This is a genomic window from Christiangramia portivictoriae DSM 23547 (assembly GCF_000423045.1).
Classification (GTDB): Bacteria; Bacteroidota; Bacteroidia; order Flavobacteriales; family Flavobacteriaceae; genus Christiangramia; species Christiangramia portivictoriae.
The window spans coordinates 182,774-209,388 of sequence record NZ_KE383972.1 but is presented as its reverse complement, the minus strand read 5'-3'; the positions used below and the strand labels follow the sequence as shown (position 1 = coordinate 209,388).

General features: G+C 40.0%; 21 protein-coding genes. 16 read left to right on the top strand and 5 right to left on the bottom strand.

What is annotated here, in order from left to right; translation table 11 throughout:
- Positions 1-3: 3 nt before the first annotated feature.
- On the bottom strand, positions 4-684 hold the full coding sequence (locus G529_RS0113485; RefSeq protein WP_026916028.1) for an alpha/beta fold hydrolase: 681 nt from the start codon (positions 682-684) through the stop codon (positions 4-6).
- A gap of 110 nt (positions 685-794) precedes the next feature.
- Here G529_RS0113485 and G529_RS0113480 point away from each other — a divergent pair, with 110 nt between their 5' ends.
- Both G529_RS0113480 and G529_RS0113475 read left to right on the top strand, forming a co-directional pair.
- The gene (locus G529_RS0113480; protein WP_026916027.1) at positions 795-1,508 is read left to right on the top strand and encodes a pirin family protein; all 714 of its coding nucleotides are present in this window, start codon (positions 795-797) and stop codon (positions 1,506-1,508) included.
- Positions 1,509-1,518: 10 nt separating this feature from the next.
- Positions 1,519-1,815, top strand: a complete 297-nt coding sequence (locus G529_RS0113475) for a GNAT family N-acetyltransferase (protein ID WP_026916026.1) — start codon at positions 1,519-1,521, stop codon at positions 1,813-1,815.
- Here G529_RS0113475 and mtaB read toward each other — a convergent pair.
- The 3 genes from mtaB to G529_RS0113460 all read right to left on the bottom strand — a co-directional run bounded on the left by mtaB (position 1,812) and on the right by G529_RS0113460 (position 4,784).
- A complete protein-coding gene (mtaB, locus tag G529_RS0113470; RefSeq protein ID WP_035696140.1) occupies positions 1,812-3,140 on the bottom strand; it encodes a tRNA (N(6)-L-threonylcarbamoyladenosine(37)-C(2))-methylthiotransferase MtaB in 1,329 nt (442 codons plus the stop codon). The genes G529_RS0113475 and mtaB overlap by 4 nt on opposite strands.
- A 111-nt stretch (positions 3,141-3,251) precedes the next feature.
- Positions 3,252-4,424, bottom strand: a complete 1,173-nt coding sequence (locus G529_RS0113465) for a GlmU family protein (protein WP_026916024.1) — start codon at positions 4,422-4,424, stop codon at positions 3,252-3,254.
- A gap of 105 nt (positions 4,425-4,529) precedes the next feature.
- The gene (locus G529_RS0113460; RefSeq protein ID WP_026916023.1) at positions 4,530-4,784 is read right to left on the bottom strand and encodes a type B 50S ribosomal protein L31; all 255 of its coding nucleotides are present in this window, start codon (positions 4,782-4,784) and stop codon (positions 4,530-4,532) included.
- A 149-nt stretch (positions 4,785-4,933) separates the two neighbouring features.
- On the opposite strand from G529_RS0113460, the gene G529_RS0113455 reads away from it, so the two are divergent.
- From G529_RS0113455 to G529_RS0113425, 7 genes are all read left to right on the top strand, one after another.
- Positions 4,934-5,464: a DUF4199 domain-containing protein gene (locus tag G529_RS0113455; protein WP_026916022.1), complete on the top strand. Its 531-nt coding sequence runs from the start codon at positions 4,934-4,936 to the stop codon at positions 5,462-5,464.
- Between the two features lie 3 nt (positions 5,465-5,467).
- Positions 5,468-6,427, top strand: coding sequence for a glycosyltransferase family 2 protein (locus G529_RS0113450; RefSeq protein ID WP_026916021.1), 960 nt, complete (start codon positions 5,468-5,470; stop codon positions 6,425-6,427).
- A gap of 49 nt (positions 6,428-6,476) precedes the next feature.
- Positions 6,477-8,207, top strand: coding sequence for a phospho-sugar mutase (locus G529_RS0113445; protein WP_026916020.1), 1,731 nt, complete (start codon positions 6,477-6,479; stop codon positions 8,205-8,207).
- A gap of 10 nt (positions 8,208-8,217) precedes the next feature.
- Positions 8,218-10,041, top strand: a complete 1,824-nt coding sequence (locus tag G529_RS0113440) for an ABC transporter ATP-binding protein (RefSeq protein WP_026916019.1) — start codon at positions 8,218-8,220, stop codon at positions 10,039-10,041.
- A 318-nt stretch (positions 10,042-10,359) separates the two neighbouring features.
- The gene (locus tag G529_RS0113435; protein WP_035696139.1) at positions 10,360-10,914 is read left to right on the top strand and encodes an RNA polymerase sigma factor; all 555 of its coding nucleotides are present in this window, start codon (positions 10,360-10,362) and stop codon (positions 10,912-10,914) included.
- A 31-nt stretch (positions 10,915-10,945) separates the two neighbouring features.
- A complete protein-coding gene (locus G529_RS0113430; protein WP_026916017.1) occupies positions 10,946-11,467 on the top strand; it encodes a hypothetical protein in 522 nt (173 codons plus the stop codon).
- 2 nt (positions 11,468-11,469) lie between these two features.
- A complete protein-coding gene (locus tag G529_RS0113425; protein WP_026916016.1) occupies positions 11,470-11,928 on the top strand; it encodes a hypothetical protein in 459 nt (152 codons plus the stop codon).
- Positions 11,929-11,980: 52 nt separating this feature from the next.
- On the opposite strand, the gene G529_RS0113420 is transcribed toward G529_RS0113425, so the two are convergent.
- Positions 11,981-13,048: a sialidase family protein gene (locus G529_RS0113420; RefSeq protein WP_026916015.1), complete on the bottom strand. Its 1,068-nt coding sequence runs from the start codon at positions 13,046-13,048 to the stop codon at positions 11,981-11,983.
- 72 nt (positions 13,049-13,120) lie between these two features.
- Here G529_RS0113420 and G529_RS0113415 point away from each other — a divergent pair, with 72 nt between their 5' ends.
- From G529_RS0113415 to G529_RS0113385, 7 genes are all read left to right on the top strand, one after another.
- A complete protein-coding gene (locus G529_RS0113415; protein WP_026916014.1) occupies positions 13,121-14,335 on the top strand; it encodes an RsmB/NOP family class I SAM-dependent RNA methyltransferase in 1,215 nt (404 codons plus the stop codon).
- Positions 14,336-14,465: 130 nt separating this feature from the next.
- Positions 14,466-18,125 carry a phosphoribosylformylglycinamidine synthase gene (gene purL, locus G529_RS0113410; RefSeq protein ID WP_026916013.1) on the top strand — a complete coding sequence of 1,220 codons (3,660 nt, stop codon included), beginning with the start codon at positions 14,466-14,468 and terminating at the stop codon, positions 18,123-18,125.
- A 405-nt stretch (positions 18,126-18,530) separates the two neighbouring features.
- On the top strand, positions 18,531-20,312 hold the full coding sequence (locus G529_RS0113405; RefSeq protein WP_026916012.1) for an AMP-dependent synthetase/ligase: 1,782 nt from the start codon (positions 18,531-18,533) through the stop codon (positions 20,310-20,312).
- 164 nt (positions 20,313-20,476) lie between these two features.
- Entirely contained in the window at positions 20,477-20,935 is a 459-nt protein-coding gene (locus G529_RS0113400) for a MarR family winged helix-turn-helix transcriptional regulator (protein WP_026916011.1), read from the top strand.
- 46 nt (positions 20,936-20,981) lie between these two features.
- The gene (locus G529_RS0113395; RefSeq protein WP_026916010.1) at positions 20,982-23,387 is read left to right on the top strand and encodes a 3-hydroxyacyl-CoA dehydrogenase/enoyl-CoA hydratase family protein; all 2,406 of its coding nucleotides are present in this window, start codon (positions 20,982-20,984) and stop codon (positions 23,385-23,387) included.
- A 36-nt stretch (positions 23,388-23,423) separates the two neighbouring features.
- Positions 23,424-24,611: an acetyl-CoA C-acyltransferase gene (locus G529_RS0113390; RefSeq protein ID WP_026916009.1), complete on the top strand. Its 1,188-nt coding sequence runs from the start codon at positions 23,424-23,426 to the stop codon at positions 24,609-24,611.
- A gap of 44 nt (positions 24,612-24,655) precedes the next feature.
- A complete protein-coding gene (locus tag G529_RS0113385) occupies positions 24,656-26,464 on the top strand; it encodes an acyl-CoA dehydrogenase family protein (RefSeq protein WP_026916008.1) in 1,809 nt (602 codons plus the stop codon).
- Positions 26,465-26,615: the final 151 nt, after the last annotated feature.

Below are 26,615 nucleotides of genomic sequence, written 5' to 3'. Positions count from 1 at the left end.
AATTTAAGTTCTTTTTTTCATTTTACCATTTTCAATAATACCAGGCAGATTTTCATTGAACCACCTGAACCTGTTTACGATCATAATATGCGTCCCACCTTTTACAATGATTGCATGCTCAATATTCTTTACAGGAAAGACTTCATCCTGATCTCCGTGAATATGAATCACCTTTTCATCTGGCTTTTCGCACTTCCAGTTCACCATTTGTTTGATAGCCCAATCCAGATACTGCTTGTCTGTAATACTGATGTACTGCTTATATAATTTCGCACGCTTTTTTAAAAAAGGTCCAATAGCATACTTCTCAAACTGATCCACGTAATTAGCCAGGCTGGTAGGAACAATTTTAAACAATCCTGTCTTGGCGGCAAATTTCATACGTGGCGGCAACTCGTTCGTACACTTCACACTAGATATGATAATTAATCTTTGAAGATCCAGAAACTTCGCCATTTCCTGTACAATAACCCCTCCAAAAGAAACTCCAATCAAAACTATGTTTTCATGCTCGATAAATTGAAGCATCCTTTTCGCATAATCTTCAAGCGATTCATTGACTTCAGGAATTACCCATTCGAGCAAATGCGTTTCATACTTTTCTGCAGGTAAAATCAGGTTTTCAAAAATCGTTGGGGCTGCAGCCATACCTGGCATGAAGTAAACGTGTGTAAGCTTCTGCAAACTAATCTATTTAACAGGTGAGTAACATGGAATACCCTCACAAAATCGTAAATTGAACAATCAAAATTAGCCTTTAATCTTAGACTTTCAAATCTTATAACTCATAAATAATGGATAAAATTTTTCACCCGGCCGCATCTCGTGGTACCGCAAATCATGGTTGGTTAAATGCCAACTTCTCCTTTAGCTTTGCCAACTATTTTGATCCCAATAAAACTAATTTCGGACTCCTTCGAGTACTCAATGATGATTACGTGAAATCTGGAATGGGGTTTGGCACGCACCCACACAAAGACATGGAAATCATATCCATTCCTCTGCAAGGAGCCATAAGACATAAAGACTCGATGGATCACACCGCCGTCATTGAGAAAGGCGAAGTGCAGGTGATGAGTGCAGGCACAGGTGTAGAACATAGTGAGTTCAATTCCTCTACCGAGGAGCTGAACATGCTACAGATATGGATCTTCCCCGATAAAAATGGGCACGAACCCAGGTATGATCAAAAGAATTACAGCAAACAGTTAGAAACTGGTGAACTGGTAACCGTGGTAGCACCGATGAATCATGAGGACGATAATGCATTGAAGATTCATCAGAATGCCTTCCTGTCGATACAAAAGTTAGAAACTGGCAGGAATATTGAGTATAATCTAAATGATACTGCTAATGGTGTTTATGTATTTCTGATTGACGGTCAAGCAGAAATAGATGGCACGAAGTTATCCAGACGTGATGCGGTAGGTATCTGGAATACCACCAAGTTGAATCTTGAAGTTGAAAATAAATCCACGGTTCTTTTTATTGAAGTGCCTATGAATTAAAACTTAAAATATGAATGTAGAAGAAATGAAGATCACAGACAATGAATTTTTAAGACAGTTTGAAACTGAAATGGACGGCGAACTCTGGATTATAGAATACTCTCAACAGGATCGAAAGATTTTTCTAACAAAAATCAAAGTTCCGGAAGCTGTTTCAGATAAACAAAGCGATTTTATAGAGGCAGTGCTTTCCAGAATAAGCGAAACGAATATGAGAGTGGTTCCAACAAACCCGGCGATCGCTGGCTTTATGCGCAAAAACAGAAGAAAATATAAAGATCTGCTCCCTGTGGGCATGAACATTTAAACCAGTTCTTCCTGAAGCATTTCGAATCTTACCAGGCCATCTTCATCGATCTTGGTAAGATTCACTTTTTTCAGGGTATTTACCAATTTTGGATTCCATGGCGCCTTCACCTTTACATAGTTTTCGGTGAATCCATGAATATATCCTGATTTGTTCTCCCCTTCAAAAAGAACCGTTGCGGTATTTCCCATCTGACTTTCATAAAATGCCCGGCGTTTTTTGGCAGATAAACCTCTTAGCATTTTACTCCTTTTCTTTCTAACTTTCAGAGCTACCACACCGTCCATCTCTGCTGCCGGTGTATTATCTCTTTCTGAATAAGTGAATACATGCAGGTAGGAAATATCCAGCTCCTGAAGAAAATTATAAGTTTCCAGAAAATGCTCATCAGTTTCACCCGGGAATCCAACAATGACATCCACACCAATACACGCATTGGGCATCACAGCTTTAATCTTATTCACACGATCTACATAAAGATCGCTAAGATATCGCCGGCGCATACGCTTCAGCATATCATCGCTTCCACTTTGTAATGGAATATGGAAATGCGGCACAAAAGTTTTACTGGATGCAACAAAATCGATCGTTTCATTTTTCAGTAGATTTGGCTCTATTGAGGATATTCTGAGTCTTTCAATACCTTCAACTTCGTCTAGTGCCTGTACAAGCTCAAGAAAAGTATGCTCATGTTTTTTATTGCCGAACTCACCTTTTCCGTAATCACCAATATTTACTCCCGTAAGAACGATCTCTTTAATTCCCTGTTCTGAAATTTCAGAAGCATTCTGAAGGACATTTTCCAAGCGATCACTTCTAGAAATCCCTCTGGCCAGGGGAATTGTACAGTAGGTACATTTATAATCACAACCATCCTGGACTTTTAAAAATGCCCGGGTACGATCGCCTATAGAATAAGAACCCACATAGAAATCTGCTTCGTTGATCTCACAACTATGAACTTCTCCATGATCGTTCTTGGTGAGATCGTTCAAATAGTCTGTGATTTTAAATTTTTCAGTGGCACCCAGCACCAGGTCCACACCTTCTACCGCAGCCAGTTCCTCGGGTTTTAATTGAGCGTAACAGCCTACAGCTATAAGAAACGCATCCTCATTTGCCCTCTGCGCCTGTTTCACGATCGTTTTAAATCGCTTATCGGCATTTTCAGTGACAGAACAGGTATTGATCACGTAGATATCTGCCGCTTCCTCGAACTCCACCCTCTGGAATCCTTCATTTTCAAAAGATCTTGCGATCGTGGAAGTTTCAGAAAAATTCAGCTTACAGCCAAGGGTATAAAATGCTACTTTTTTTGCGCTCATGATCAATTCGTCTAATCCTGTAATTCGGGCTGCAAAGATACCAACTTAAAGTCTTGTAAAAAAATCAATTATTAGGCTGAAAATCAAATGATCAACCCTGCTTTCTGGAATTTAATCCCTCCTCCATTTCGCAGAATAATCATAAATATATTCCATGATTTTCTCATCGGCTGAAGTCAGCTCTACTCCCCTGCGCTGCATAACCAGCCTGGCAGTCTCAAAAACCTTAGTTAGCTTGTAAGTTGTAGTTCCTGCACTGCCGCCCCAGCTAAATGATGGAATGAAATTCCTAGGGAAACCACTTCCAAAAATATTAGCACTCACTCCTACTACGGTTCCGGTATTGAACATGGTATTAATCCCACATTTACTGTGATCGCCCATGATTAGGCCGCAAAATTGTAACCCGGTATCGGCAAAACGCTCCTGCTCATAATCCCATAAACGAACGGCAGCATAATTATTCTTTAAGTTGCTGTTATTGGAGTCGGCCCCTATGTTACACCATTCCCCAAGGACAGAATTCCCTAAAAATCCGTCATGTCCTTTATTGGAATTCTGAAACATCACCGAGTTGCTTATCTCACCTCCGGCTTTGCAGGAAGGTCCAATGGTTGTTGCACCATATATCTTAGCTCCCATTTTTATCGTGGCAGAATCTCCAAGTGCGAAAGGGCCTTTGATCAGGGATCCTTCCATAACTGTTGCATTTTTCCCAATATAAATTGGTCCCTCGCTGGCATTAAGTGAGCAGTTCTCTACGCTTGCACCTTCCTCAATAAAAATATTGTCCTGAGCCTTGACATAATTAGAAGAATCTATTTTTTGAGAAGTTCTTTCCTTGGTTAGAAGATCAAAGTCTATCTGGATAGCCTCTGCATTTTTAGAAAATATATCCCAGGTATGGGCAACGACAAAAGGTTTTCTGGACGATTCTTTAAGCTGTAGATCTTCAGGAGACGGTTCAGCATTCCCTTCAAATTTATAAGCTATTAAGATGTCTTTAAAAACTAATTTTTCGCCATGCTGAAGTGCTGAAATTTCCTCAACCAGTGTATCACTCGGCAGTACCGAAGCATTTATAAATATATTGGACGTCTCTAATTCTAAAGGCCATTTTTCGGAAAGATAGTCTTCAGTTTTAGTTGACGTAGTAGCATTTAATCGCTGCTCCCATTTTTCACGAATAGTGAGTATTCCAATCCGTAGATCGGCTACTGGCCTGGTGAATGTAAATGGCAATAGGTTATTACGGAAAGCTCCGTCAAAAAGAATATAGTTCATGGCGTTTGCATTGATTCAGCAAAAATAAAATTTCCCTGGAAACGATTGGTGGTAAAATGAAAAAAGCCGCTAAAAGCGGCTTTGTATATCGAAAACTCAAGAGAATTACTTCTTCTTGAACTTAGAGTATTTGTTTTTGAACTTATCAATTCTACCTGCAGTATCCAGTAATTTGGTTTGTCCAGTGTAGTATGGATGAGAAGTTCTGGAGATTTCCAGTTTTACCAACGGGTATTCAGTTCCGTCAACTTCAATAGTTTCTTTTGTTTTTGCTGTAGATTTAGTCAAAAATACGTCTTCGTTAGACATATCTTTAAATGCAACTAATCTATAATTTTCCGGATGGATTCCCTGCTTCATCGCTTTGATCTTTTAATTTTCGAGGTGCAAATTTAACTAATTACAACTTACCAACAAATAAAATCGGAAAAAGTTTTTATTTATTATCGAGTGTAACGTTTGCTTATATTTGTTAACTAACTGCTAAATTAATCAATCTACAACTTACAATGGAACAATCAACTAAAAAGTTAGGAACCAGTTACGGAATGTATCTTGGGATCGCCTTAATCTTAATTACTGTACTTATCTATGCCTTCGATGTCTCTTTGATGACCGAATGGTATATGTTTTTCGTAAATTTAATTTTGATCGTGACTCTTGCGACCATGGCTGTCAAAAAATCCAAAGCGGCCAGTACCTCACTATTCACCTTTAAAGAGGCATTTACTCCTTATTTTCTAACTGTTTTTATTGGTATGCTCCTGGCTACCGTGTTTACTCTGCTTCTATTCAATGTCATAGACCCGGAAGCTGCAGAAACAGTAAAAGAATTATCTCTGGAAAAGCAAGTTGAAATGCTGGAAGGCTTCGGAATGACGGAAGAGCAGATCAATGCAGGAATGGCTGAAGCTGCAAAGCAGGACAACTTTTCGCTCAAAAATATTGCTATTAGTTTTGGAGGACAATTGATTTTCTTTTCAATTATAGGATTAATCGTAGCTTTGATCTTTAGAGAAAAAGATAAGACAAACGCATAATACATGCAGATATCGGTAGTTATACCATTACTCAACGAAGAGCAATCTTTGGCTGAATTATATAATTGGATCGCAAAAGTATTGCGATCCAATTCCTTTTCTTACGAGATCATTTTTATTGATGATGGCAGCACAGATGGTTCATGGAAAACCATCGAATCACTTTCTGAAGCCGATGATCGTGTAAAAGGAATACGTTTTAATAGAAATTACGGGAAATCCCAGGCCTTGCATGCAGGCTTTATAGAAGCTCAGGGTGACGTGATCATTACCATGGATGCCGACCTTCAGGATAATCCAGATGAAATTCCTGAATTATATGCCCTTATCAAGGAGCAGAAATATGACCTGGTTTCAGGATGGAAGAAGAAACGCTACGATAATGTGATCACCAAAAACCTTCCTTCCAAATTGTTTAATGCCGCGGCAAGGAAAACTTCAGGGGTCAAACTGAATGATTTTAACTGCGGACTCAAGGCTTACAGAAAAGAGGTGATTAAAAATATCGATGTGTACGGAGAAATGCATCGTTACATCCCTGTTCTTGCAAAAAATGCTGGCTTTAACAAAATCACCGAAAAAGAAGTGAAGCACCAGGTCAGGAAGTACGGCAAGACAAAATTTGGTGCCAGTAGGTTTATCAACGGGTTTCTAGATCTTATCAGCATCTGGTTTTTATCCAAATTTGGACGAAGACCCATGCATCTTTTTGGTGCTTTGGGAGTTCTAATGTTTATCATTGGCTTTATTTCAGCCTTCCTTATTGGTGTCTCCAAGCTTTATAAACTTTATCATGGCTTACCAAATGTGCTGGTAACTCAAAATCCCTGGTTCTATATTTCACTTGCGGTAATGATCATAGGAACTCAATTTTTTCTTGCAGGATTTCTGGGAGAACTTATTCTTCGTTCAAAGCGAGAGAAAGAGCGCTACCTAATTCGAAAAACCACCAGTAATATTTAGTACCTTTCTGTTATTAATCATTATTTTTGTTTAGCAAAACCAACTAATTATGGCAACTAATAAACCTGAAATTCTTCAGAAAGCACAGGCGTGGCTAACTGATATATTTGATGCAGACACTAAAGCTGAGATCAACCGACTCATAAGCGATGATCCCGGCGAACTGGAAGAAAGCTTTTATAAGAATGCTGAATTTGGTACCGGTGGAATGCGGGGTGTCATGGGAGTTGGTACAAACCGCATCAACAAATACACCTTAGGGAAAAACACCCAGGGACTTTCAGATTATTTAAAGAAATCTTTTCCTGGAGAACAGATCAAGGTGGCCATTGCCTATGATTGTAGAAATAACAGTGATACCCTTGCTAAAGTAGTGGCAGATGTATTTTCAGCAAATGACATCAAAGTTTATTTATTTTCTGAATTAAGACCTACTCCTGAATTATCCTTCGCAGTTAAGGAATTGGATTGTCATTGCGGGATCGTGCTTACGGCAAGTCATAATCCACCAGAATATAATGGCTACAAGGTTTACTGGCAGGATGGTGGCCAGTTAGTTCCGCCACAGGATAAGGAAGTAATTCAAACCATTAATAATCTAGACTACACAGAAGTTAAATTCGAAGCGAACGAATCGCTGATCGAAAAGATTGATAAAAAAGTTGATGAATCCTTTGCAAAAGCTTCCGTAGAAAATGGGAGTTTTGATACTTCAGCTACCGCTAAGAGTGATCTCAAAGTTGTATTTACTTCCCTGCACGGAACTTCGATCACCATGGTTCCTGAAGTTCTGGATAAGGCAGGCTTTAGTAATGTCCATATCGTAGAGGAACAGCGCCAGCCGGATGGCAATTTTCCAACCGTGAAATCGCCAAACCCGGAAGAACCAGAAGCGCTAAAAATGGCTTTGGAAAAGGCTGAAGAAATCAATGCCGATATTGTAATTGGCACAGATCCCGATTGCGACAGGCTGGGAGTTGCCGTTCGTGATTTAAGCGGTAAGATGGTACTTCTAAATGGAAATCAAACCATGCTGGTGATGACCTGGTTTCTACTCGAGGAATGGAAAAAGCAGGATAGGATCAAAGGATCAGAATTCGTTGCTTCTACCATTGTATCTACTCCAATGATGAAGAATTTAACCGAATCGTACGGAGTAGAATACAAAGAAGTTCTAACAGGATTTAAATGGATCGCAAAATTGATCAAAGACCATCCTGAGATGAATTTCATTGGAGGTGGAGAAGAAAGTTTCGGTTATATGGTTGGTGATTTTGTTAGAGACAAAGATGCCGTAACCGCTACCCTACTCGCCTGTGAAATCGCAGCAAAAATGAAGGCAGACGGAAAGTCTTTTTATGAAAAACTACTGGAGCTTTATGTAGAGCATGGTCTTTTTCGAGAGGAACTTATTTCGCTGGTCAAGAAAGGAATACAGGGTGAACAGGAGATCAAACGAATGCTAATTGATCTTAGAGAAAACCCATGGCAGGAGATTGACGGGGAAAAAGTTGTACTTATCGAGGATTACCACAGTTCTACTGCTAAGAACACTTTGGAACATAATGAATCTGTCATTAACATTCCTAAATCAAATGTACTCATTTACTATACTGAAAACGGAACGAAGATCGCGGCAAGGCCAAGCGGTACAGAACCAAAGATCAAGTTCTACATCAGCGTGAATTCTGAATTGAATGACATTCAGAATTATGATGCTGAAGATCAGAAATTAAGTGATAAGATTGCCCGTATCAAAGAAGAACTAAAACTGGGCTAAATTTCTTTAGATGACCTATTTTAAGAAGATCATGATGTTCGCAATGCCGTACAGGAAGTTTGCGATCCTCAATATTATTTGCAATGTCTTTTACGCGATATTCAGCACTTTATCATTTATCGCGCTTATACCAGTAATACAGGTACTCTTTGATAAAACCAAAAGAGTTACAGAGAAACCGGTTTATAATGGGATTTCCAATGCAAAGGATTATGTAACAGATTATTTCAATTACGAGGTCACGCAGAGAGTGAATAAGGATGAAGTCGCTGCTCTTGTTTTCATCTGCGGTATCGTGGTACTTCTTTTCTTTCTGAAAAACCTATTCGGTTATCTAAGTTCTTTCTTTCTAACATTTCTTCGGAATGGTGTACTTCGAGATCTTCGTGATGCGATGTACAAAAAGATTCTTGCTTTACCTGTTGCCTACTTTTCAGAAAAAAGAAAAGGTGATACTATATCACGAATTACGGCTGATGTAAACGAGGTTCAAACCTCGTTCCTTTCTATTCTGGAACTTATTGTACGGGAACCGCTCACAATATTATTTACGATCATGGCCATGTTGGTGATGAGCGCGCAATTGACACTTTTTGTATTTATATTTCTGCCAATCGCTGGTTTTATTATTAGTTTGATTGGAAAACAGCTCAAAAGGAAATCCAATCTTGCACAGGAAGAAAATGGTCATTTTTTAAGTATTGTTGAAGAAACACTCTCCAGTTTAAAAATCGTCAAAGGTTTTAATGCTGAAGGTAAATTCTACAACAGGTTCCAGCAGAGTACTAACAGACTCAAAGAAATTCTAAATAGCCTTATAAACAGGCAGAACCTGGCTTCGCCTACCAGTGAATTCCTGGGGATCTTTGTGATTGTGGTCATTCTGTGGTTTGGTGGAAATATGGTCCTGGTTGAAGAATCTCTGGACGCCGCGACTTTTATAGCATTTCTTGGTTTAGCTTATAATATCCTGACACCAGCCAAACAAATTTCAAAAGCCACCTATAGCGTTAAAAAAGGTGACGCGGCAGCAGAGAGAATCCTGCAGGTACTTGAAACTCCATCAACGATCACCGATCATCCGGAAGCAGTGAATAAAAAGAATTTTGAATCTGGTATTGAGATTTCGAAGGTAGACTTCGCTTATGAAGAAGAAATGGTTCTGAAGCAATTTTCCATCAATGTGCAAAAAGGTGAAACGGTTGCGCTGGTAGGTCAATCGGGTTCAGGAAAATCCACGATTGCCAATTTGATCACCAGGTTCTATGATGTAAACGCGGGAACCATTAAAATTGACGGCATCGATATCAGGAAAATAAAGAAATCTGATCTCCGTGATCTTCTTGGACTAGTGACTCAGGATTCCATTTTATTCAATGATAGCATTCGTAACAACATAGCCCTGGGCAAAGTGGGTGCTACAGATGAGGAAATTATTGATGCTCTGAAGATTGCTAATGCCTGGGAATTCGTACAGGATCTACCCAAACAACTGGACACTAATATTGGGGATAGTGGTAATAAACTGAGTGGTGGCCAGAAGCAACGCTTATCCATTGCGAGAGCAGTATTAAAAAATCCACCGGTGATGATCTTGGATGAAGCGACCTCTGCCCTGGATACTGAAAGTGAAAAACTGGTTCAGAAGGCACTGGAGAACATGATGAAAAACCGTACTTCCATAGTGATCGCCCACAGATTATCTACAATTCAAAATGCCGATAAGATTGTGGTGATGCAAAAAGGCGAAATTGTTGAGCAGGGCAAACACCAGGAATTGATTGATGCCAATGGGACTTATAAGAAACTGGTAGCGATGCAGTCATTCGAATGATCCTGAAAAAATTCAGGCATAAAAAAAAGGATGACTACATAGATATCATCCTTTTTTTAATGAATATTCTCACTTGGGGCAGTAAGAATATTTAGAAATAATTCAATTTTTAAGGGGCAAAAAAAGGATTAAATCTTTTAACTGTCGTAAATATACGTTTAAAAACCGTTTGTCCAAATTAAAATTGCATTTTATCTGATATTTTTAACTTTCAACCGTGATTTTTTATTTTTTGTAGGTTATTACTTACCATCTATAATTTTATTCTCTGTTTTGACCGATCGTTGAATTGAATATCTTTGTATGGAACGTCCAACTATGTCCAAAATACAAGAAGCTGAACAAGATCTTATCCTAAGATTGCAGAAGCAATCAACTTCCCAGGAGGCTTTCAGGGAATTGATCACGCTTTACAAGGAGCGATTATACTGGCATATAAGGAATATTGCAAAAAGTCATGATGATACTGATGATATTTTGCAAAACACCTTTATAAAGATCTTTAGAAATATTGACAAATTTAAAGGTGATAGTAAACTATACAGCTGGATGTACCGTATCGCAACAAATGAGGCGATCACCTTTATCAATAAGAAAGCGCGCCGATTAAAAATTACTTCGGAAGAATTGCAGGACCAGATTATTGACAATCTCGAGAGTGACGTTTATTTCGAAGGAAGTGAGATCCAGTTGAAGTTGCAAAAAGCGATCGCCACACTTCCGCAGAAACAGCAACAGGTCTTCAATATGAAATATTTCGAGGAACTCAAATACAGAGAAATGGCAGAAATTTTGAGTACCAGTGAAGGAGCTTTGAAAGCTTCGTATCATATTGCGACCAAAAAGATCGAAGAATTTTTAAAGTCACATTAAACCTTTATCCAAATAGGAAGTCATAAACACGATGAAAACTGAACATTTTAGACATAAGAATAACTCCGGATTCAAAGTCCCGGAAACCTATTTCCAGGATCTGGAAAATAGTCTTATGGATAAAATTTTTATACATAATGAATTGCCAGATTCGGGAAAGCCTGGATTTACTACGCCCGATAAATACTTCGACGAGCTGGAAGATAGCATCCTGGCAAAGACCGCTAATCCTGAAACTAAGGTTGTACAATTGTTTAAGAAAGAGTACTGGTTGTACGCTTCAGCCATTGCTGCAATTTTGGTTATTATGCTGGGTAATTTTTTTCCTTCCACTCAAACGAACGAACTGGGATGGGAAGATATCGAGGTTACTGCCCTGGAAAACTACCTCTATGATAGTTATGAAATGGGAAGTATCGACCTGAATAGTGTTGAATATTCAGATTTGATAACAGATGGTGATCTGGAAGCCGACTTTACCGAGATTGATACTGAAGCGGCTTTTGAATATATCGATGAGAATGTTGAAGATCCATCTTATATAATGGACTAATTATGAAAAGATACCTACTAATAATATTGTTTCTACTGCCAGCCAATATTGTCCTGGCACAGGAAAAAAACGAAGATCGGGAAGCGCAACACAAACGAATAAAAGCATTGAAAGTGGCTTTTATTACCCAGGAGCTTGAGCTTACAGATAAACTTGCGCAGCAATTCTGGCCTATTTACAATGAGTATGAAATAAAAAAACGCAAGTTACACGAACGTGAACATATAGAACTGGAGGATGTTAGCTGCTATAATGAGGAGCAGGCCGATGAACTTTTAAATGAATTTCTTGCTGTAGAAAATGAAGAGTATAAAATCAAAAAGCAACTTTTCAGGGATTTAAAACAGATCATAACTGCTAAAGACATTATAAAATTACATAAGCTGGAGGATGAATTTCATAAAAAGCTCATACGTGAATACCGAGCGAAAAAGGGAAATAACAACTCAAGTGACGATTAAGATTGGTTAAGTATTTAGTTTGATTAAGCCCGGCTGTAGAAGTCGGGCTTTTTTATTTAAACCTAAGTTTCGCCACTCTTCCACTTCCTGCCGCGTAAGCAGTCGAATCGTTGATGAATCGAATCGTAAAAAATCCTTCATCGCTCAACTTTGACCAGGTTTCTCCCCTGTTCTCACTATAATCAATGCCTTCGAATCCCACCGCAATGAGTTCCTGCCCTGCACTACCGGGAACAAATCGAACTGAACTCCTGTAACCAGGCTCCTGCCCTTGAGCTACCAGTTTCCAGGTTCTGCCACCATCTGTAGTAATTGCTTTATTTGCTTGATTATCCCTGGATTTGGTATAATCACCTCCTATTACAAAACCGGTTTCGGAGTCAAGAAAGTCAATACTGTAACCTCCAGTGGTAGCAGTTCCCTGAATAAGTGGCGTATCGAATACCTCCCAGCTACTCCCCTTGTCTGGAGAATATAAAATTCTGGATTTCATTCCTCCTGTAATGATCCAGGTTTCATCTTTATATGTCGCTATGTTTGAATTACTGGCGGCATAAGCGGCTTCTCCCTCTGCAGCTGCCGGAAGCTTTTCACAGTCAATTTTCTTCCAGGTTTTACCTGCGTCTCTTGTAACAATGATGGAAATACAGGTTTTGGTAGGATCGCCCATGGCAATACCTTCCGTGTCATTCCAGAAAGTCATGGAATCATAGAAAGCTTTGGCATCATCTTCCTTATAAACAAGTTCCAACTTGCCATTGTTTCCGGTTTTATACAATAATGCCGGACTTCCCACACTCAGCATGAAAAAATCGTTGGAAGTGCTGGCAATGGATCGAAACTCTGGATAGATGCTGTCGTAAGCCTGGGTATTGGTTTTCCAGGAATTCGTAGTTGCATTGTACAGACCATACGTTCCCTTATTAGCGGCAATAGCCAGGTTTTCCCCAATCACCTCGATTGCTCTAATACTCAAAGAGTCGTCCTCCAGTATGTTTTCAACATGAACTTCACTGAAAGTTGTCCTGTTACTTTTGGAAGCTGAATCTTCAGCTTCAGACGAATCGTTGTTTTTGCAACCTGTAGAAAGGACTAATAGAAGAAGTACCAGTTTTTTCATAAAATAGATTTGATTCAAATATAGATTTTTCCGAATCAAAAAAACGTAACTTTGCCGGCTTAAAGAAGAATTATGCGCTTACACAGAAATCTCGTTTTTGCAACTATCGATGCTCTTGCTGAAATTTTCAACGATGGGAAATATGCTGATAAAGTTATCGAGAAAACGCTGAAACGTGATAAAAGATGGGGATCCAGAGATCGCAGTTTTATTGCTGAAACCACTTATGATATTGTTCGCTGGAAAAGATTATATGCTGAGATCGCTGAAGTAAAAGAACCATTTTCCAGAGAAGATCTATTCAGGATTTTTGCAGTCTGGTGTGTGCTGCGAGGCGTCAAAATTCCAGACTGGCCACAGCTGGAAGGTACCCCGGTAAGAAGGATCAAAGGAAAATTTGATGAGCTTAGCAGAACCCGCAAGTTCAGGGAATCTGTACCAGACTGGCTGGACGAACTTGGTGTAAAAGAGTTAGGTGAAAAAATATGGACTCAGGAATTAAGCGCCCTGAATTCACAGGCACCGGTAGTCTTACGGGCAAATAGTTTAAAAACAACTCCAGATAAGCTTGCGGCTATTTTACTGGAAGAAGGTATCGAAACCAACAAAGTTAGAAATTACCCCGAAGCGCTGGAGCTCAAGGTGCGTTCTAATATTTTTAGAACTAAAGCTTTCCAGGATGGTCTTTTTGAAGTTCAGGACGCCAGTTCTCAAAGAGTGGCAGAATTTCTCGATGTACAACCAGGAATGAGAGTTGTAGATACTTGCGCAGGCGCAGGTGGAAAGACCCTTCATTTGGCAGCACTCATGGAAAATAAAGGTCAGATCATTGCCCTTGATATCTACGGAAATAAATTAAAGGAACTAAAGAGACGCGCAAAGCGAGCTGGAGCTCATAATGTAGAGACCAGGAGTATCGACACTACGAAAGTGATTAAGAAACTTTACAATTCAGCAGACAGGGTTCTTATTGACGCACCTTGTAGCGGACTTGGAGTTCTTAGCAGAAATCCAGATGCGAAATGGAAACTTCAGCCAGAATTTCTTGCCAGAATCAATGATACTCAGGCAGAGATCCTTCAGCAATACTCCAGAATCCTGAAAAAAGGTGGAAAAATGGTGTATGCCACCTGTTCCATTCTACCTTCAGAAAATGACAGACAGGTTCAGAAGTTTCTTAAAACGGAAGAAGGGAAAGAATTCCGTCTACTAAGGGAAAAGAAAATACTGTCCAGCGAAAGCGGCTATGATGGATTCTATATGGCGCTATTGGAAAAACAGGCCTAAAAATCCAGCATTCAATTAGTACATAAAATTTGTCAATGTACAGATTCGATATTGACAGATTTTAATTTCATGGATTGAAGGCAAAAAAGTAAATTTGTGTCCTGTTCAAAACAACACTAACACAACTTACATGATCCTTTTCTTCGGAAATCAAACTACCAAGGTTTTTGCGGTTGAAACGCATTCTAACCTTTCTGCCCAGTCTATTTCGAAATTAAACTGGCTTTTTGGAAACACCCTTCAAATAAATAAATCTGCTTTTGCAGATTTTTTTGTTGGCCCACGTGCCGCAATGATCACTCCGTGGAGTACGAATGCGGTAGAGATCACCCAGAATATGGGCATTACCGGGATCGTAAGAATTGAGGAATTTCTTAGAGTAGACGAAAATTTCTCAGATTTTGATCCAATGCTTTCACAAAAATACAAGCAACTGGATCAGGAAATTTTTGACATTCATGTGGAGCCAAAACCTATCCTGGAAATCGATGATATCGCAGCCTATAATAAACAGGAAGGTTTAGCATTAAATACTGAAGAAGTTCAATATCTGGAGCTACTTTCAGAAAAATTAGGTCGAAAACTTACAGATTCTGAAGTTTTTGGTTTTTCCCAGGTGAATTCAGAACATTGCAGGCACAAGATCTTTAACGGGACTTTCGTTATCGATGGCGAAGAAAAACCGGTATCCCTTTTTAAACTAATCAGGAAAACTTCTGAAGAGCATCCTAACGAGATCGTTTCAGCATACAAGGATAATGTCGCTTTTATAAACGGACCTGTCGTTGAACAGTTTGCCCCAAAAGCGCCCGACGTACCGGAATACTATGAAATTAAGGATTTTGAATCTGTTATTTCCCTCAAAGCTGAAACTCATAACTTCCCAACCACGGTAGAACCTTTTAATGGAGCTGCCACTGGTAGTGGTGGAGAAATTAGAGACAGGCTGGCTGGTGGTAAGGGCTCACTTCCTCTGGCAGGAACTTCTGTATACATGACTTCTTATTCAAGGCTTGAAAATGACAGGCCGTGGGAAAAAGCGATGAAGGAACGTGAGTGGTTATACCAGACACCCATGGATATATTGATCAAGGCATCGAACGGAGCTTCAGATTTCGGAAATAAATTTGGTCAGCCATTAATTTCTGGGTCTGTACTTACTTTCGAACACACCGAACATGACCGCTCATTGGGTTATGACAAGGTGATCATGCTTGCTGGTGGTATTGGCTACGGAAAAAAAGACCAGGCTTTAAAAGACATTCCCGAAGAAAATGACAGTATCGTTGTTCTTGGAGGAGAAAATTATAGAATTGGAATGGGCGGTGCAGCCGTTTCTTCCGCAGATACTGGAGCATTTAGCAGCGGTATAGAACTAAATGCCATACAGCGCTCCAATCCCGAAATGCAGAAAAGAGCAGCAAATGCTGTTCGAGGTATGGTTGAAAGCGAGCATAACCCTATAGTTTCCATTCACGATCATGGTGCAGGCGGTCACTTGAACTGTTTGAGTGAACTGGTCGAAGAAAAAGGAGGAAAGATTGATCTCGATAGTTTACCTGTTGGTGATCCTACTCTTTCAGCCAAGGAGATCATAGGAAATGAATCCCAGGAAAGAATGGGGCTGGTTATTGGGCAGAAAGACCTGGATACTTTAAAGAGGGTGGCAGACCGCGAGCGTTCTCCTATCTTTGAGGTTGGAAAGGTAACCGGTGATTACAGGTTCACGTTCGAGGGTATGAAGTCTGGTGACAAGCCAATGGATCTTGCACTGGCAGACATGTTCGGGAGCTCCCCCAAAACGATCATGGAAGACAGCACCGTGAATCGCCAATATATGAAGCTGGATTACCAGCAGGAGAAAGTTCATGAATATTTACAACAGGTCCTTCAACTGGAAGCGGTTGCCTGCAAAGACTGGCTTACCAACAAAGTAGATCGTTGCGTTTCAGGACGTGTCGCGAAACAGCAAACGGTAGGACCATTGCAATTGCCTTTGAATAATTGCGGGGTTATGGCGCTTGATTACAACGGTAAGGAAGGGGTTGCCACCTCTATTGGGCACTCCCCTGTTTCTGCACTAATAGATCCTGTAGCTGGCTCGCGTAATTCTATTGCAGAGGCATTGTCTAATATCATCTGGGCTCCTTTAGAGAAAGGGCTTAAATCCATATCACTTTCAGCGAACTGGATGTGGCCTTGCAACAATGAAGGTGAAGACGCTAGGCTCTACGAAGCGGTAAAAGGTATTTCAGATTTCGCAATCTCACTGGGAATTAATGTACCTACTGGAAAAGATTCGCTTTCCATGAAACAGAAGTATAAAGATGGTGATGTTCTATCTCCGGGAACAGTTATCATATCAGCGGCTGGACACTGTGATGATATCAAATCTGTCGTGGAACCGGTACTTAAGAAGAATGCCGGAAGTATCTATTATATCAACCTTTCCGGAGATGATTATAAACTGGGAGGCTCTACTTTTGCCCAGATTTTGAACAGAATTGGTGATGAGGCTCCTACGGTTAAGGATGAGGAACGCTTCAGTAAGATCTTTAACGCCGTGCAGTCCATGATCAAGAGCGATATGATTGCAGCTGGTCATGATGTGGCATCTGGCGGATTGATCACTACGTTGCTGGAAATGTGTTTTGCAGATGTCAATTTAGGTGCAAATCTTGACCTGAGCCATCTGGGCGAACAGGATATTATCAAACTGTTCTTTAATGAAAACTGCGGAATTGTATTCCAGGCGAAAGATGATACTGCGGAAGCTTTTATGAAGGAGCTTGGAATTGAATACCATCGAATTGGAACTGTGACTGAAGGGTCCGCACTCAATATAAAGGTAGGTGCAGATGAGTTCCATTTTCATATTGCTAAATTAAGGGATTCCTGGTACAAAACCAGCTTCCTGCTGGATGAACGTCAAAGCGGGATCGACAAAGCCACTGAACGATTCAATAATTATAAAAATCAACCGCTGGAATTTAAGTTTCCGGAACATTTTACTGGAAAATTACCTGTGCTGGACGCCGGTGTATCGCGTGTAAAGGCAGCGATCATTCGTGAGAAAGGTTCCAATTCTGAAAGAGAAATGGCAAGGGCTATGTACCTCGCAGGTTTTGATGTGAAAGACGTGCATATGACCGACCTGATCTCTGGAAGAGAAAACCTGGAAGATATTCAATTTATTGCGGCAGTTGGAGGATTCTCCAATTCAGACGTTCTTGGAAGTGCAAAAGGTTGGGCAGGAGCATTCCTGTATAATGAAAAAGCAAAGGCGGCCCTGGAAAATTTCTTTAAAAGAGAAGATACTCTCAGTCTTGGGGTTTGCAATGGATGCCAGTTATTCATCGAACTTGGTCTTATCAATGCTGAGCACGAGCAAAAACCCAAAATGTTGCATAATGAGTCGCATAAGTTCGAGTGCAATTTTACTTCCGTAGAAATTCCAGAAAACAACTCTGTGATGTTATCAACTCTCGCAGGTAGTAAGCTTGGAATCTGGGCTGCGCACGGTGAGGGAAAATTCAGTTTCCCTTACGAAGAAGACAGGTATCATATTGTAGGAAAGTATGCTTACGAAGGCTACCCGGCGAATCCAAACGGTTCACATTATAACGCAGCAGCACTTACAGATGCCAGCGGCAGGCACCTGGTTATGATGCCTCACATGGAGCGATCTACTTTCCAGTGGAACTGGGCTCATTATCCGGATGGACGCAAGGATGAAGTGTCACCATGGCTGGAAGGATTTGTAAATGCCAGGAAATGGCTGGAGAAATAAAAAAGATAAAAGGAACCGACTGGTTCCTTTTTTTGTTCCGCTTAGGAATGTGAACGTTTATAATTCGTTTTTTGAGTGTGAAAATGTATATTCTAATTAGTGTATTTTCATTATACAGCTAGCTCAATCCAGAACTGCTGTCTAAAAACGAAAAGTTTTGAGGTTTAATCAGAAAAAATCATCTCATAGATTAAGGGTAAGAATACCAGATTTGATGGAAAAGTGATGAGGAATTTTAGCTGATACTGAATAGTTTAAGGAATTATTAACAGTTTTTGAAAGCAACCCTTGTTGTAGCTCCATTTAGGTAATACTCAATCAATCAGAATTTTTTTTATCAAATTTGATTTGAATGAGCTTGTAAAATTGCTATTTTGCAAGGTATATCTAAAATCTTTCCTTTTCATGAACGACATTAAACGTCTATTTGACTTTCCTTACTATCAATTAGCGAATCATCCACTGGATGTTGCTTTTGCAACAAAATATGATGGAAAATGGGAAACTGTATCTACTCAGCAATATATTGATAAGGCAAATGCAATTAGTCGGGGTCTTCTTCGACTGGGCGTAAAACCAAACGATAAAATTGCGGTGATCTCCACGAACAATAGAACCGAGTGGAATATAATGGATATTGGAATACTTCAGATTGGAGCTCAAAATGTTCCAATTTATCCAACCATTTCAGAAGAAGATTACGAATATGTTCTAAATCACAGCGGAGCAACTTATTGCTTCGTTTCAGATAAAGAGATTCTTGAAAAACTAAACAGTATCAAAGCGACAACCAGCCTGCTGGAAGTATATAGTTTTGATGAGATCCCAGGATGCAAGAACTGGAAGGAAATATTAAGCTCTGGAGAAGACAAAGCCAACCAGGACGAAGTAGAAAAACTTAAGAAAGCGGTTACAGAAGATGATCTTGCTACCTTAATATATACCTCTGGTACAACCGGCAGACCTAAAGGTGTTATGCTAACGCATAAGAATATTGTAAGTGATGTATTAGGAAGTGCACCACGAGTACCCTTTGATATAGGAACTTATGTAGGCCTGAGCTTTCTACCTGTATGTCATATATTCGAGCGAATGATTCTTTACCTGTACCAGTACTATTCTGTTTCGGTATACTTTGCCGAGTCTATCGAAAAGATAAGCGACAACCTGAAAGAGGTAAAACCACATGTAATCACTGCCGTTCCAAGATTGCTGGAAAAAGTATATGATAAGATCATCGCCAAAGGAACTGCACTTGGTGGAGTAAAACAGAAATTATTCTACTGGGCGGTAGAGCTGGGTCTGGAATATGAGCCATACGGCCAGAACGGCTGGTGGTATGAAACCAAATTAAAACTTGCCCGCAAGCTGATCTTTTCAAAATGGAAAGAAGGTCTGGGTGGTAATATTGAACTTATTGTTTCCGGGAGTGCTGCATTGCAACCAAGACTTGCAAGAGTGTTCGCTGCTGCTGAAATTCCAGTGATGGAAGGTTATGGCCTTACAGAGACATCTCCCGTAATCGCCGTGAATGACGAACGCAACGGTGGCTTTAGAATTGGGACCGTTGGAAAAGTGCTGGACAACGTGGAAGTGAAAATTGCTGAAGATGGAGAAATCCTTACGAAAGGTCCTAACGTTATGAAGGGATACTATAAGGACGAAGAAAAGACCAGGGAAGTGATCAATGCTGAAGGATATTTTCATACAGGTGATATTGGCGAGATCGATAAAGATGGATTCTTAAGAATTACCGACCGTAAAAAGGAAATGTTCAAAACTTCTGGTGGAAAATATGTGGCTCCACAGCTAATCGAAAATACCATGAAACAATCCAGGTTTATTGAGCAAATCATGGTTGTTGGAGATGGTGAGAAAATGCCGGCAGCTTTGATTCAGCCAAACTACGAGTTCATTACAGACTGGGCTCAGCGAAAGAACATTGATATAGGGAATGGAAAACCTGAAGATATTTCCAGGAATAAAATGGTGCGTGAACGTATCCAGGAAGAAGTGGATTTTTATAATCAGAAATTTGGAAAATGGGAAAGAGTAAAAACTTTTGAGCTCACCCCTGAACCCTGGACGATCGAAGATGAACACCTCACTCCTACGATGAAGCTAAAGCGTCGAAATATTCGAGATCGTTACCAGGATCTATATGAAAAATTATATGGTAGATTCTAAACTGCCATTAAGAATATGCTAATAAAAACTCCCCATTTACCGGGGAGTTTTTTTGTTTTAGGAATTTAAATAGCATTAAAACAACATATTAATATTTTTAAACACATTTTATTATGCATGCATAATATTTTTTCCTAACTTTGGGATCAATCCAAAATTCCCTCATGAAGGAGAAAACCATAGACTATGTGTTGCGTGCCACCTGGATGGCTGTTTCTAAAATGTATAATGAGGAAGCAGGCAAAGCCGGGAGTACGATGGCAACTGGTTTTGCCTTATTAAGTATAGATCCGGAAGAAGGAACTCCCTCCACTTCGTTAGGTCCCAAGATGGGCATGGAGGCTACAAGTCTTTCTCGCATATTGAAAACAATGGAAGAAAAAGGTTTAATAGAAAGAAAACGTAACCCGCACGATGGACGTAGCGTACTCATCTATCTAACAGATTTTGGAAAAGAAATGCGCGATTATTCCAAGAGAGTGGTTTTAAGATTTGATGAATGTGTAAAAGAAAATGTTTCAGATAAAGACTTAAGAACTTTCATTCAGGTTGCGAATACGATCACCGGTCTAATTAGTGAGAAAAAAATTTATACAGAAGAAATTAGTGTAAAACAATCATAAGCCAGGCCTTAAAGGTTTGGTTTTTTTGAACCATAAAAATCAAATAATGAAAAGAAGGATTAATAAAGTTGCAGTTATTGGGTCCGGTATTATGGGAAGTGGTATTGCTTGTCACTTTGCCAATATTGGAGTGGAAGTACTTCTACTTGATATCGTTCCCCGTGAGCTCAATGAAAAAGAACAGAAAAAAGGGCTAAGCCTGGATGACAAGGTTGTTAGAAACAGGATCGTAAATGATGCCTTAACAGCTTCAGTAAAATCCAAACCATCTCCAATCTATCACAAAGACTTTGTAAACCGCATTACTACAGGTAATTTGGAAGATGATATTTCAAAAGTTTCAGAAGTAGACTGGATCATTGAGGTGGTTGTTGAACGTCTTGACATCAAAAAGCAAGTGTTCGAAAATCTTGAAAAACACAGAAAGCCTGGAACGCTGATTACTACCAATACATCTGGTATTCCTATCAACTTTATGACCGAGGGAAGATCTGATGATTTTAAAAAGCATTTCTGCGGAACTCACTTCTTTAATCCACCAAGATATTTAAGGTTATTTGAGATCATCCCAGGTAAAGAAACTTCTTCTGAAGTTTTGGAGTTTCTGAAGATGTATGGAGAGAAATTCCTTGGAAAAAATGCTGTTTTAGCAAAGGACACCCCTGCTTTTATTGGTAATAGAATTGGTATCTTCTCGATTATGAGTTTGTTCCATACCGTTAAGGATATGGGAATGACCATCGAGGAAGTTGATAAATTAACCGGTCCTGTGATAGGACGCCAGAAGTCGGCAACCTTTAGAACTGTAGATGTTGTTGGTTTGGATACTTTAGTTCATGTTGCTAACGGACTTCACGAAAATGTTCCAAACGATGAGCAGCATGACCTATTTGCCCTGCCTAACTTTATCGACACTATGATGGAGAACAAATGGCTTGGAAGTAAAACTGGTCAGGGATTCTATAAAAAAGTAAAGAATAAAGACGGTTCCAGTGAGATCAAATCTCTCGATCTTGATACCATGGAGTATCGCGACCGAAAGAGTGCATCTTTCGCTACTCTGGAAATGACCAAAACGATAGATAATGTTGCAGATCGTTTTAAGGTACTTATAAAAGGTAAAGACAAAGCCGGCGAATTTTATAGAAAGAATTTCTCTGCTTTGTTCGCATATGTATCCAATCGTATTCCTGAAATATCAGACGAACTATATAAGATCGATGATGCGATGAAAGCTGGTTTTGGATGGGAACATGGACCATTCCAGATCTGGGACGCCATTGGTGTGGAAAAGGGTATTGAAATGATGAAAGCTGAAGGTTATGAACCTGCGGCCTGGGTCAATGAAATGCTGGAGAATGGTAGTAAAAGTTTTTATAGTGTAAAAGAAGGCAATACGTACTACTACAATATAGGAGACAAGAATCAGGTGAAAATTCCTGGTCAGGACAGTTTTATCATCCTGGACAATATCAGGGAATCCAAGCAGGTATTCAAGAATAGCGGAGTCGTGGTAGAAGATCTTGGCGACGGGATCCTTAACGTAGAATTCAGAAGTAAAATGAATTCTATTGGTGGTGACGTTCTTGACGGGCTCAACAAAGCCATTGATATGGCTGAAAAAGATTATCAGGGTCTGGTAGTGGCAAATAATGGGAAGAACTTTTCTGTAGGAGCGAATATTGGGATGATCTTTATGATGGCGGTAGAGCAGGAATATGAAGAATTGAACATGGCTATCAAATACTTCCAGGATACCATGATGAGAATGCGCTACTCCTCTATTCCAACGGTAGCCGCTCCACACGGAATGACTTTAGGAGGAGGTTGTGAACTTTCTCTGCATGCAGACAAGGTTGTCGCCGCTGCAGAAACTTATACCGGACTTGTTGAATTTGGTGTTGGAGTCATACCTGGCGGTGGTGGAACCAAGGAGATGACACTTCGAGCTTCCAATACATTTGAGAAGGACGATGTGGAATTGAACCGATTAAGAGAACATTTCCTGGCAATTGGAATGGCAAAGGTATCTACTTCAGCTTATGAAGCATTCGACCTTAATATTCTTCAGAAGGGAAAAGACATCGTAGTGATCAATCCAGACAGGCAATTGGCCATTGCCAAAAAACACGCCTTGCTAATGGCAGAAAATGGGTATACCATGCCAATCAAACGTTCAGATATCAAGGTATTAGGAAAACAGGCTCTTGGAGCATTTATGGTAGGAACAGACCAGATGGCTGCAGGTAAATACATAAGTGAACATGATCACAAGATCGCTAATAAACTGGCATATGTGATGGCCGGTGGGGATTTATCATCCAGCCAGCTGGTAAGTGAGCAATATTTACTTGATCTTGAAAGAGAAGCATTCCTGTCCTTAACCGGAGAGAGAAAAACGCTGGAACGTCTTCAGCATATGTTGAAAAAAGGAAAACCTTTAAGAAACTAAGCAGAAAGTCAAGTTCTAACAATTAAAAAGTAAAAAATGAAAACAGCATATATAGTTAAAGCATATAGAACAGCAGTTGGGAAAGCTCCCCGAGGTGTTTTTAGATTCAAAAGACCTGATGAACTTGCTGCAGAAACCATCCAGTACATGATGGACAAACTACCAGATTTTGATAAGACTCGTATTGACGATGTCATGGTAGGTAATGCGATGCCAGAAGCAGAACAGGGATTGAACGTAGGTAGATTGATCTCATTAATGGGATTGAAGATCGAAGATGTTCCAGGTATGACCGTAAACAGGTATTGTGCTTCAGGTCTCGAGACAATTTCCATCGCAACCGCTAAAATCCAGATGGGCATGGCAGACTGTGTGATCGCAGGTGGTGCAGAAAGTATGAGTTATATTCCTATGGGAGGCTATAAGCCAGTTCCTAATTATGAAGTTGCCAAAAATGGCAATGAAGATTATTACTGGGGAATGGGTCTTACTGCGGAAGCGGTAGCGAATAAGTACAATGTATCCAGAGAAGATCAGGATCAGTTCGCTTATGATTCTCACCAGAAAGCGATCAGAGCTCAGCAGGAAGATCGTTTTCAAGACCAGATCGTTCCCATAACCATCGATGAGACTTATGTGGAAGATGGTAAGAAGAAAACAAGATCTTATACCGTAAATAAAGATGAAGGTCCAAGAAAAGATACTTCAGTAGAAGTTCTGAATAAATTGAGACCTGTTTTTGCAGAAGGCGGAAGTGTCACTGCAGGTAACTCATCACAAATGAGTGATGGTGCTGCTTTTGTAATGGTTATGAGTGAAGACATGGTTAAGGAATTAAATCTTGAGCCAATTGCGAGAATGGTTAGTTATTCAGCCGTGGGTGTTGAACCTAGAATTATGGGTATTGGACCGGTTCATGCAATTCCGAAGGCCTTAAAACAGGCAGGCCTGAAACAGGATGACCTCGAGCTTATCGAATTGAACGAAGCTTTCGCTTCGCAATCACTGGCAGTTATTCGCGAACTTGGACTGGACAAGGACAAATTGAATGTAAATGGTGGTGCAATCTCCATGGGACACCCTCTTGGTTGTACCGGAGCAAAACTTTCAGTGCAGATTTTCGATGAAATGCGTAAGCGTGACCTGAAAAACAAACATTGTATGGTGACCATGTGTGTTGGAACTGGACAGGGCGCTGCCGGAGTTTTCGAATTTTTAAACTAGTAAATTAACTAACAGGCAGGTTAACTGTCAATATTAAAATTATAATGAGTACAGATACAACAAAAAAAGATCTTCTTCGCGGTGGTCAGTTTCTTGTAAAGGAAACTAAAAGTGAAGACGTTTTCACGCCGGAAGATTTCAACGAGGAGCAGAAAATGATGCGTGATTCCGTTCAGGAATTTGTAGAGCGCGAGATCTGGCCTCATAAAGAAGAATTTGAAAAGAAAAATTATGCTCTAACTGAAGAGGTAATGCGCAAAGCCGGAGAATTAGGTTTCCTGGGTGTTGCTGTACCTGAGGAGTACGATGGCTTAGGAATGGGCTTTGTTTCCACCATGCTTGTTTGTGATTATATTTCTGGAGCAACGGGATCTGTGGCAACCGCTTTTGGTGCGCATACGGGAATTGGAACCATGCCTATTACTCTATACGGTAACGAAGAGCAGAAGAAAAAATATGTACCAAAATTAGCGACAGGCGAATGGTTCGGGGCTTACTGTCTTACAGAACCAGGTGCTGGATCTGATGCCAACTCTGGAAAAACAAAGGCGGTACTTTCAGAAGATGGAAAATATTATAGCATTAGCGGACAGAAAATGTGGATTTCCAATGCTGGTTTTGCAGATGTGTTTATCGTTTTTACCAGAATTGAAGATGATAAGAATATTACCGGTTTTATCGTAGAGAACGAGGAAGGCAACGGTATTAGCTTTGGAGAAGAAGAAAAGAAACTGGGGATTCACTCCTCCTCGACCCGCCAGGTATTCTTTAATGAAACCAAGGTTCCGGTTGAAAACATGCTTTCAGATCGTGGAAACGGCTTCAAGATCGCAATGAACGCTTTGAACGTAGGACGTATAAAACTTGCCGCAGCTTCTTTAGATGCACAGCGTCGTGTAACAGATCTTTCTGTTAAATATGCGAATGACAGAGTACAGTTTAATACTCCTATTGCAAAATTTGGAGCGATAAAATCTAAGCTTGCTGAAATGGCAACTTCAGCCTACGTAGGGGAAGCTGCTTCCTATCGTGCGGCTAAGAATATCGAGGATCGTATCAATATCAGGCTTTCTGAAGGTAGTTCTCATGCTGAAGCTGAATTAAAAGGTGTTGAGGAATATGCGATCGAATGTTCTATTCTGAAGGTAGCCTGTTCAGAAGATGTACAGAATTGTGCAGATGAAGGTATCCAGGTGTTTGGTGGAATGGGATTCTCTGCAGACACTCCAATGGAATCTGCCTGGAGAGATGCCAGAATTGCTCGTATCTATGAGGGTACCAACGAGATCAACAGAATGTTGTCTGTAGGTATGCTGGTAAAGAAAGCTATGAAAGGTCATGTAGACCTTCTTGGTCCGGCAACGGCCGTAGCAGATGAGCTTACTGGAATTCCTTCCATGGACAAACCAGATTATTCTGAATTGTTCGCTGAAGAGAAAGAAATGATCGGTAAACTGAAGAAGGTTTTCTTGATGGTTGCCGGTAGTGCCGTACAGAAATTCGGTCCGCAATTAGAAGAACACCAACAATTATTATTGGCTGCAGCAGATATTCTAATTGAAGTTTATATGGCTGAATCTGGAATTCTTAGAGCTGAAAAGAATGCTAAAAGATTTGGTGCAGATTCTCAAAAAGAGCAGATCGCCATGGCGAAACTTTATCTTTACCATGCAGTAGATACTGTGAACACAAAGGCGAAGGAAGGAATCGCTTCTTTTGCTGAAGGGGATGAACAGCGTATGATGCTTATGGGTCTTAAGAGATATACAAAGTATACGAATTTGCCAAATATTGTAGCACTTCGTAATACGATTGCTGAGAAATTAACTTCTGAGAACAAATACTGTTTTTAGAAACATTCTTTTAAACTGAGAAAAAGCCACCTGATCGGGTGGCTTTTTTATTTTTACAATATTTGTTTCAATAATGTTATAATTTGATGTCTTTATAGTTAATTGTTTCTAAATATTTAGATATATTGGCCATAAATCAAACAATAACTTA

Bases quoted from the DNA above. Each gene is read 5' to 3' on its own strand.
- G529_RS0113480 (WP_026916027.1), top strand. From the start codon at position 795: ATGGATAAAATTTTTCACCCGGCCGCATCTCGTGGTACCGCAAATCAT.
- G529_RS0113475 (WP_026916026.1), top strand. From the start codon at position 1,519: ATGAATGTAGAAGAAATGAAGATCACAGACAATGAATTTTTAAGACAG.
- mtaB (WP_035696140.1), bottom strand. From the start codon at position 3,140: ATGAGCGCAAAAAAAGTAGCATTTTATACCCTTGGCTGTAAGCTGAAT.
- G529_RS0113465 (WP_026916024.1), bottom strand. From the start codon at position 4,424: ATGAACTATATTCTTTTTGACGGAGCTTTCCGTAATAACCTATTGCCA.
- G529_RS0113460 (WP_026916023.1), bottom strand. From the start codon at position 4,784: ATGAAGCAGGGAATCCATCCGGAAAATTATAGATTAGTTGCATTTAAA.
- G529_RS0113455 (WP_026916022.1), top strand. From the start codon at position 4,934: ATGGAACAATCAACTAAAAAGTTAGGAACCAGTTACGGAATGTATCTT.
- G529_RS0113450 (WP_026916021.1), top strand. From the start codon at position 5,468: ATGCAGATATCGGTAGTTATACCATTACTCAACGAAGAGCAATCTTTG.
- G529_RS0113445 (WP_026916020.1), top strand. From the start codon at position 6,477: ATGGCAACTAATAAACCTGAAATTCTTCAGAAAGCACAGGCGTGGCTA.
- G529_RS0113440 (WP_026916019.1), top strand. From the start codon at position 8,218: ATGACCTATTTTAAGAAGATCATGATGTTCGCAATGCCGTACAGGAAG.
- G529_RS0113435 (WP_035696139.1), top strand. From the start codon at position 10,360: ATGTCCAAAATACAAGAAGCTGAACAAGATCTTATCCTAAGATTGCAG.
- G529_RS0113430 (WP_026916017.1), top strand. From the start codon at position 10,946: ATGAAAACTGAACATTTTAGACATAAGAATAACTCCGGATTCAAAGTC.
- G529_RS0113425 (WP_026916016.1), top strand. From the start codon at position 11,470: ATGAAAAGATACCTACTAATAATATTGTTTCTACTGCCAGCCAATATT.
- G529_RS0113420 (WP_026916015.1), bottom strand. From the start codon at position 13,048: ATGAAAAAACTGGTACTTCTTCTATTAGTCCTTTCTACAGGTTGCAAA.
- G529_RS0113415 (WP_026916014.1), top strand. From the start codon at position 13,121: ATGCGCTTACACAGAAATCTCGTTTTTGCAACTATCGATGCTCTTGCT.
- purL (WP_026916013.1), top strand. From the start codon at position 14,466: ATGATCCTTTTCTTCGGAAATCAAACTACCAAGGTTTTTGCGGTTGAA.
- G529_RS0113405 (WP_026916012.1), top strand. From the start codon at position 18,531: ATGAACGACATTAAACGTCTATTTGACTTTCCTTACTATCAATTAGCG.
- G529_RS0113400 (WP_026916011.1), top strand. From the start codon at position 20,477: ATGAAGGAGAAAACCATAGACTATGTGTTGCGTGCCACCTGGATGGCT.
- G529_RS0113395 (WP_026916010.1), top strand. From the start codon at position 20,982: ATGAAAAGAAGGATTAATAAAGTTGCAGTTATTGGGTCCGGTATTATG.
- G529_RS0113390 (WP_026916009.1), top strand. From the start codon at position 23,424: ATGAAAACAGCATATATAGTTAAAGCATATAGAACAGCAGTTGGGAAA.
- G529_RS0113385 (WP_026916008.1), top strand. From the start codon at position 24,656: ATGAGTACAGATACAACAAAAAAAGATCTTCTTCGCGGTGGTCAGTTT.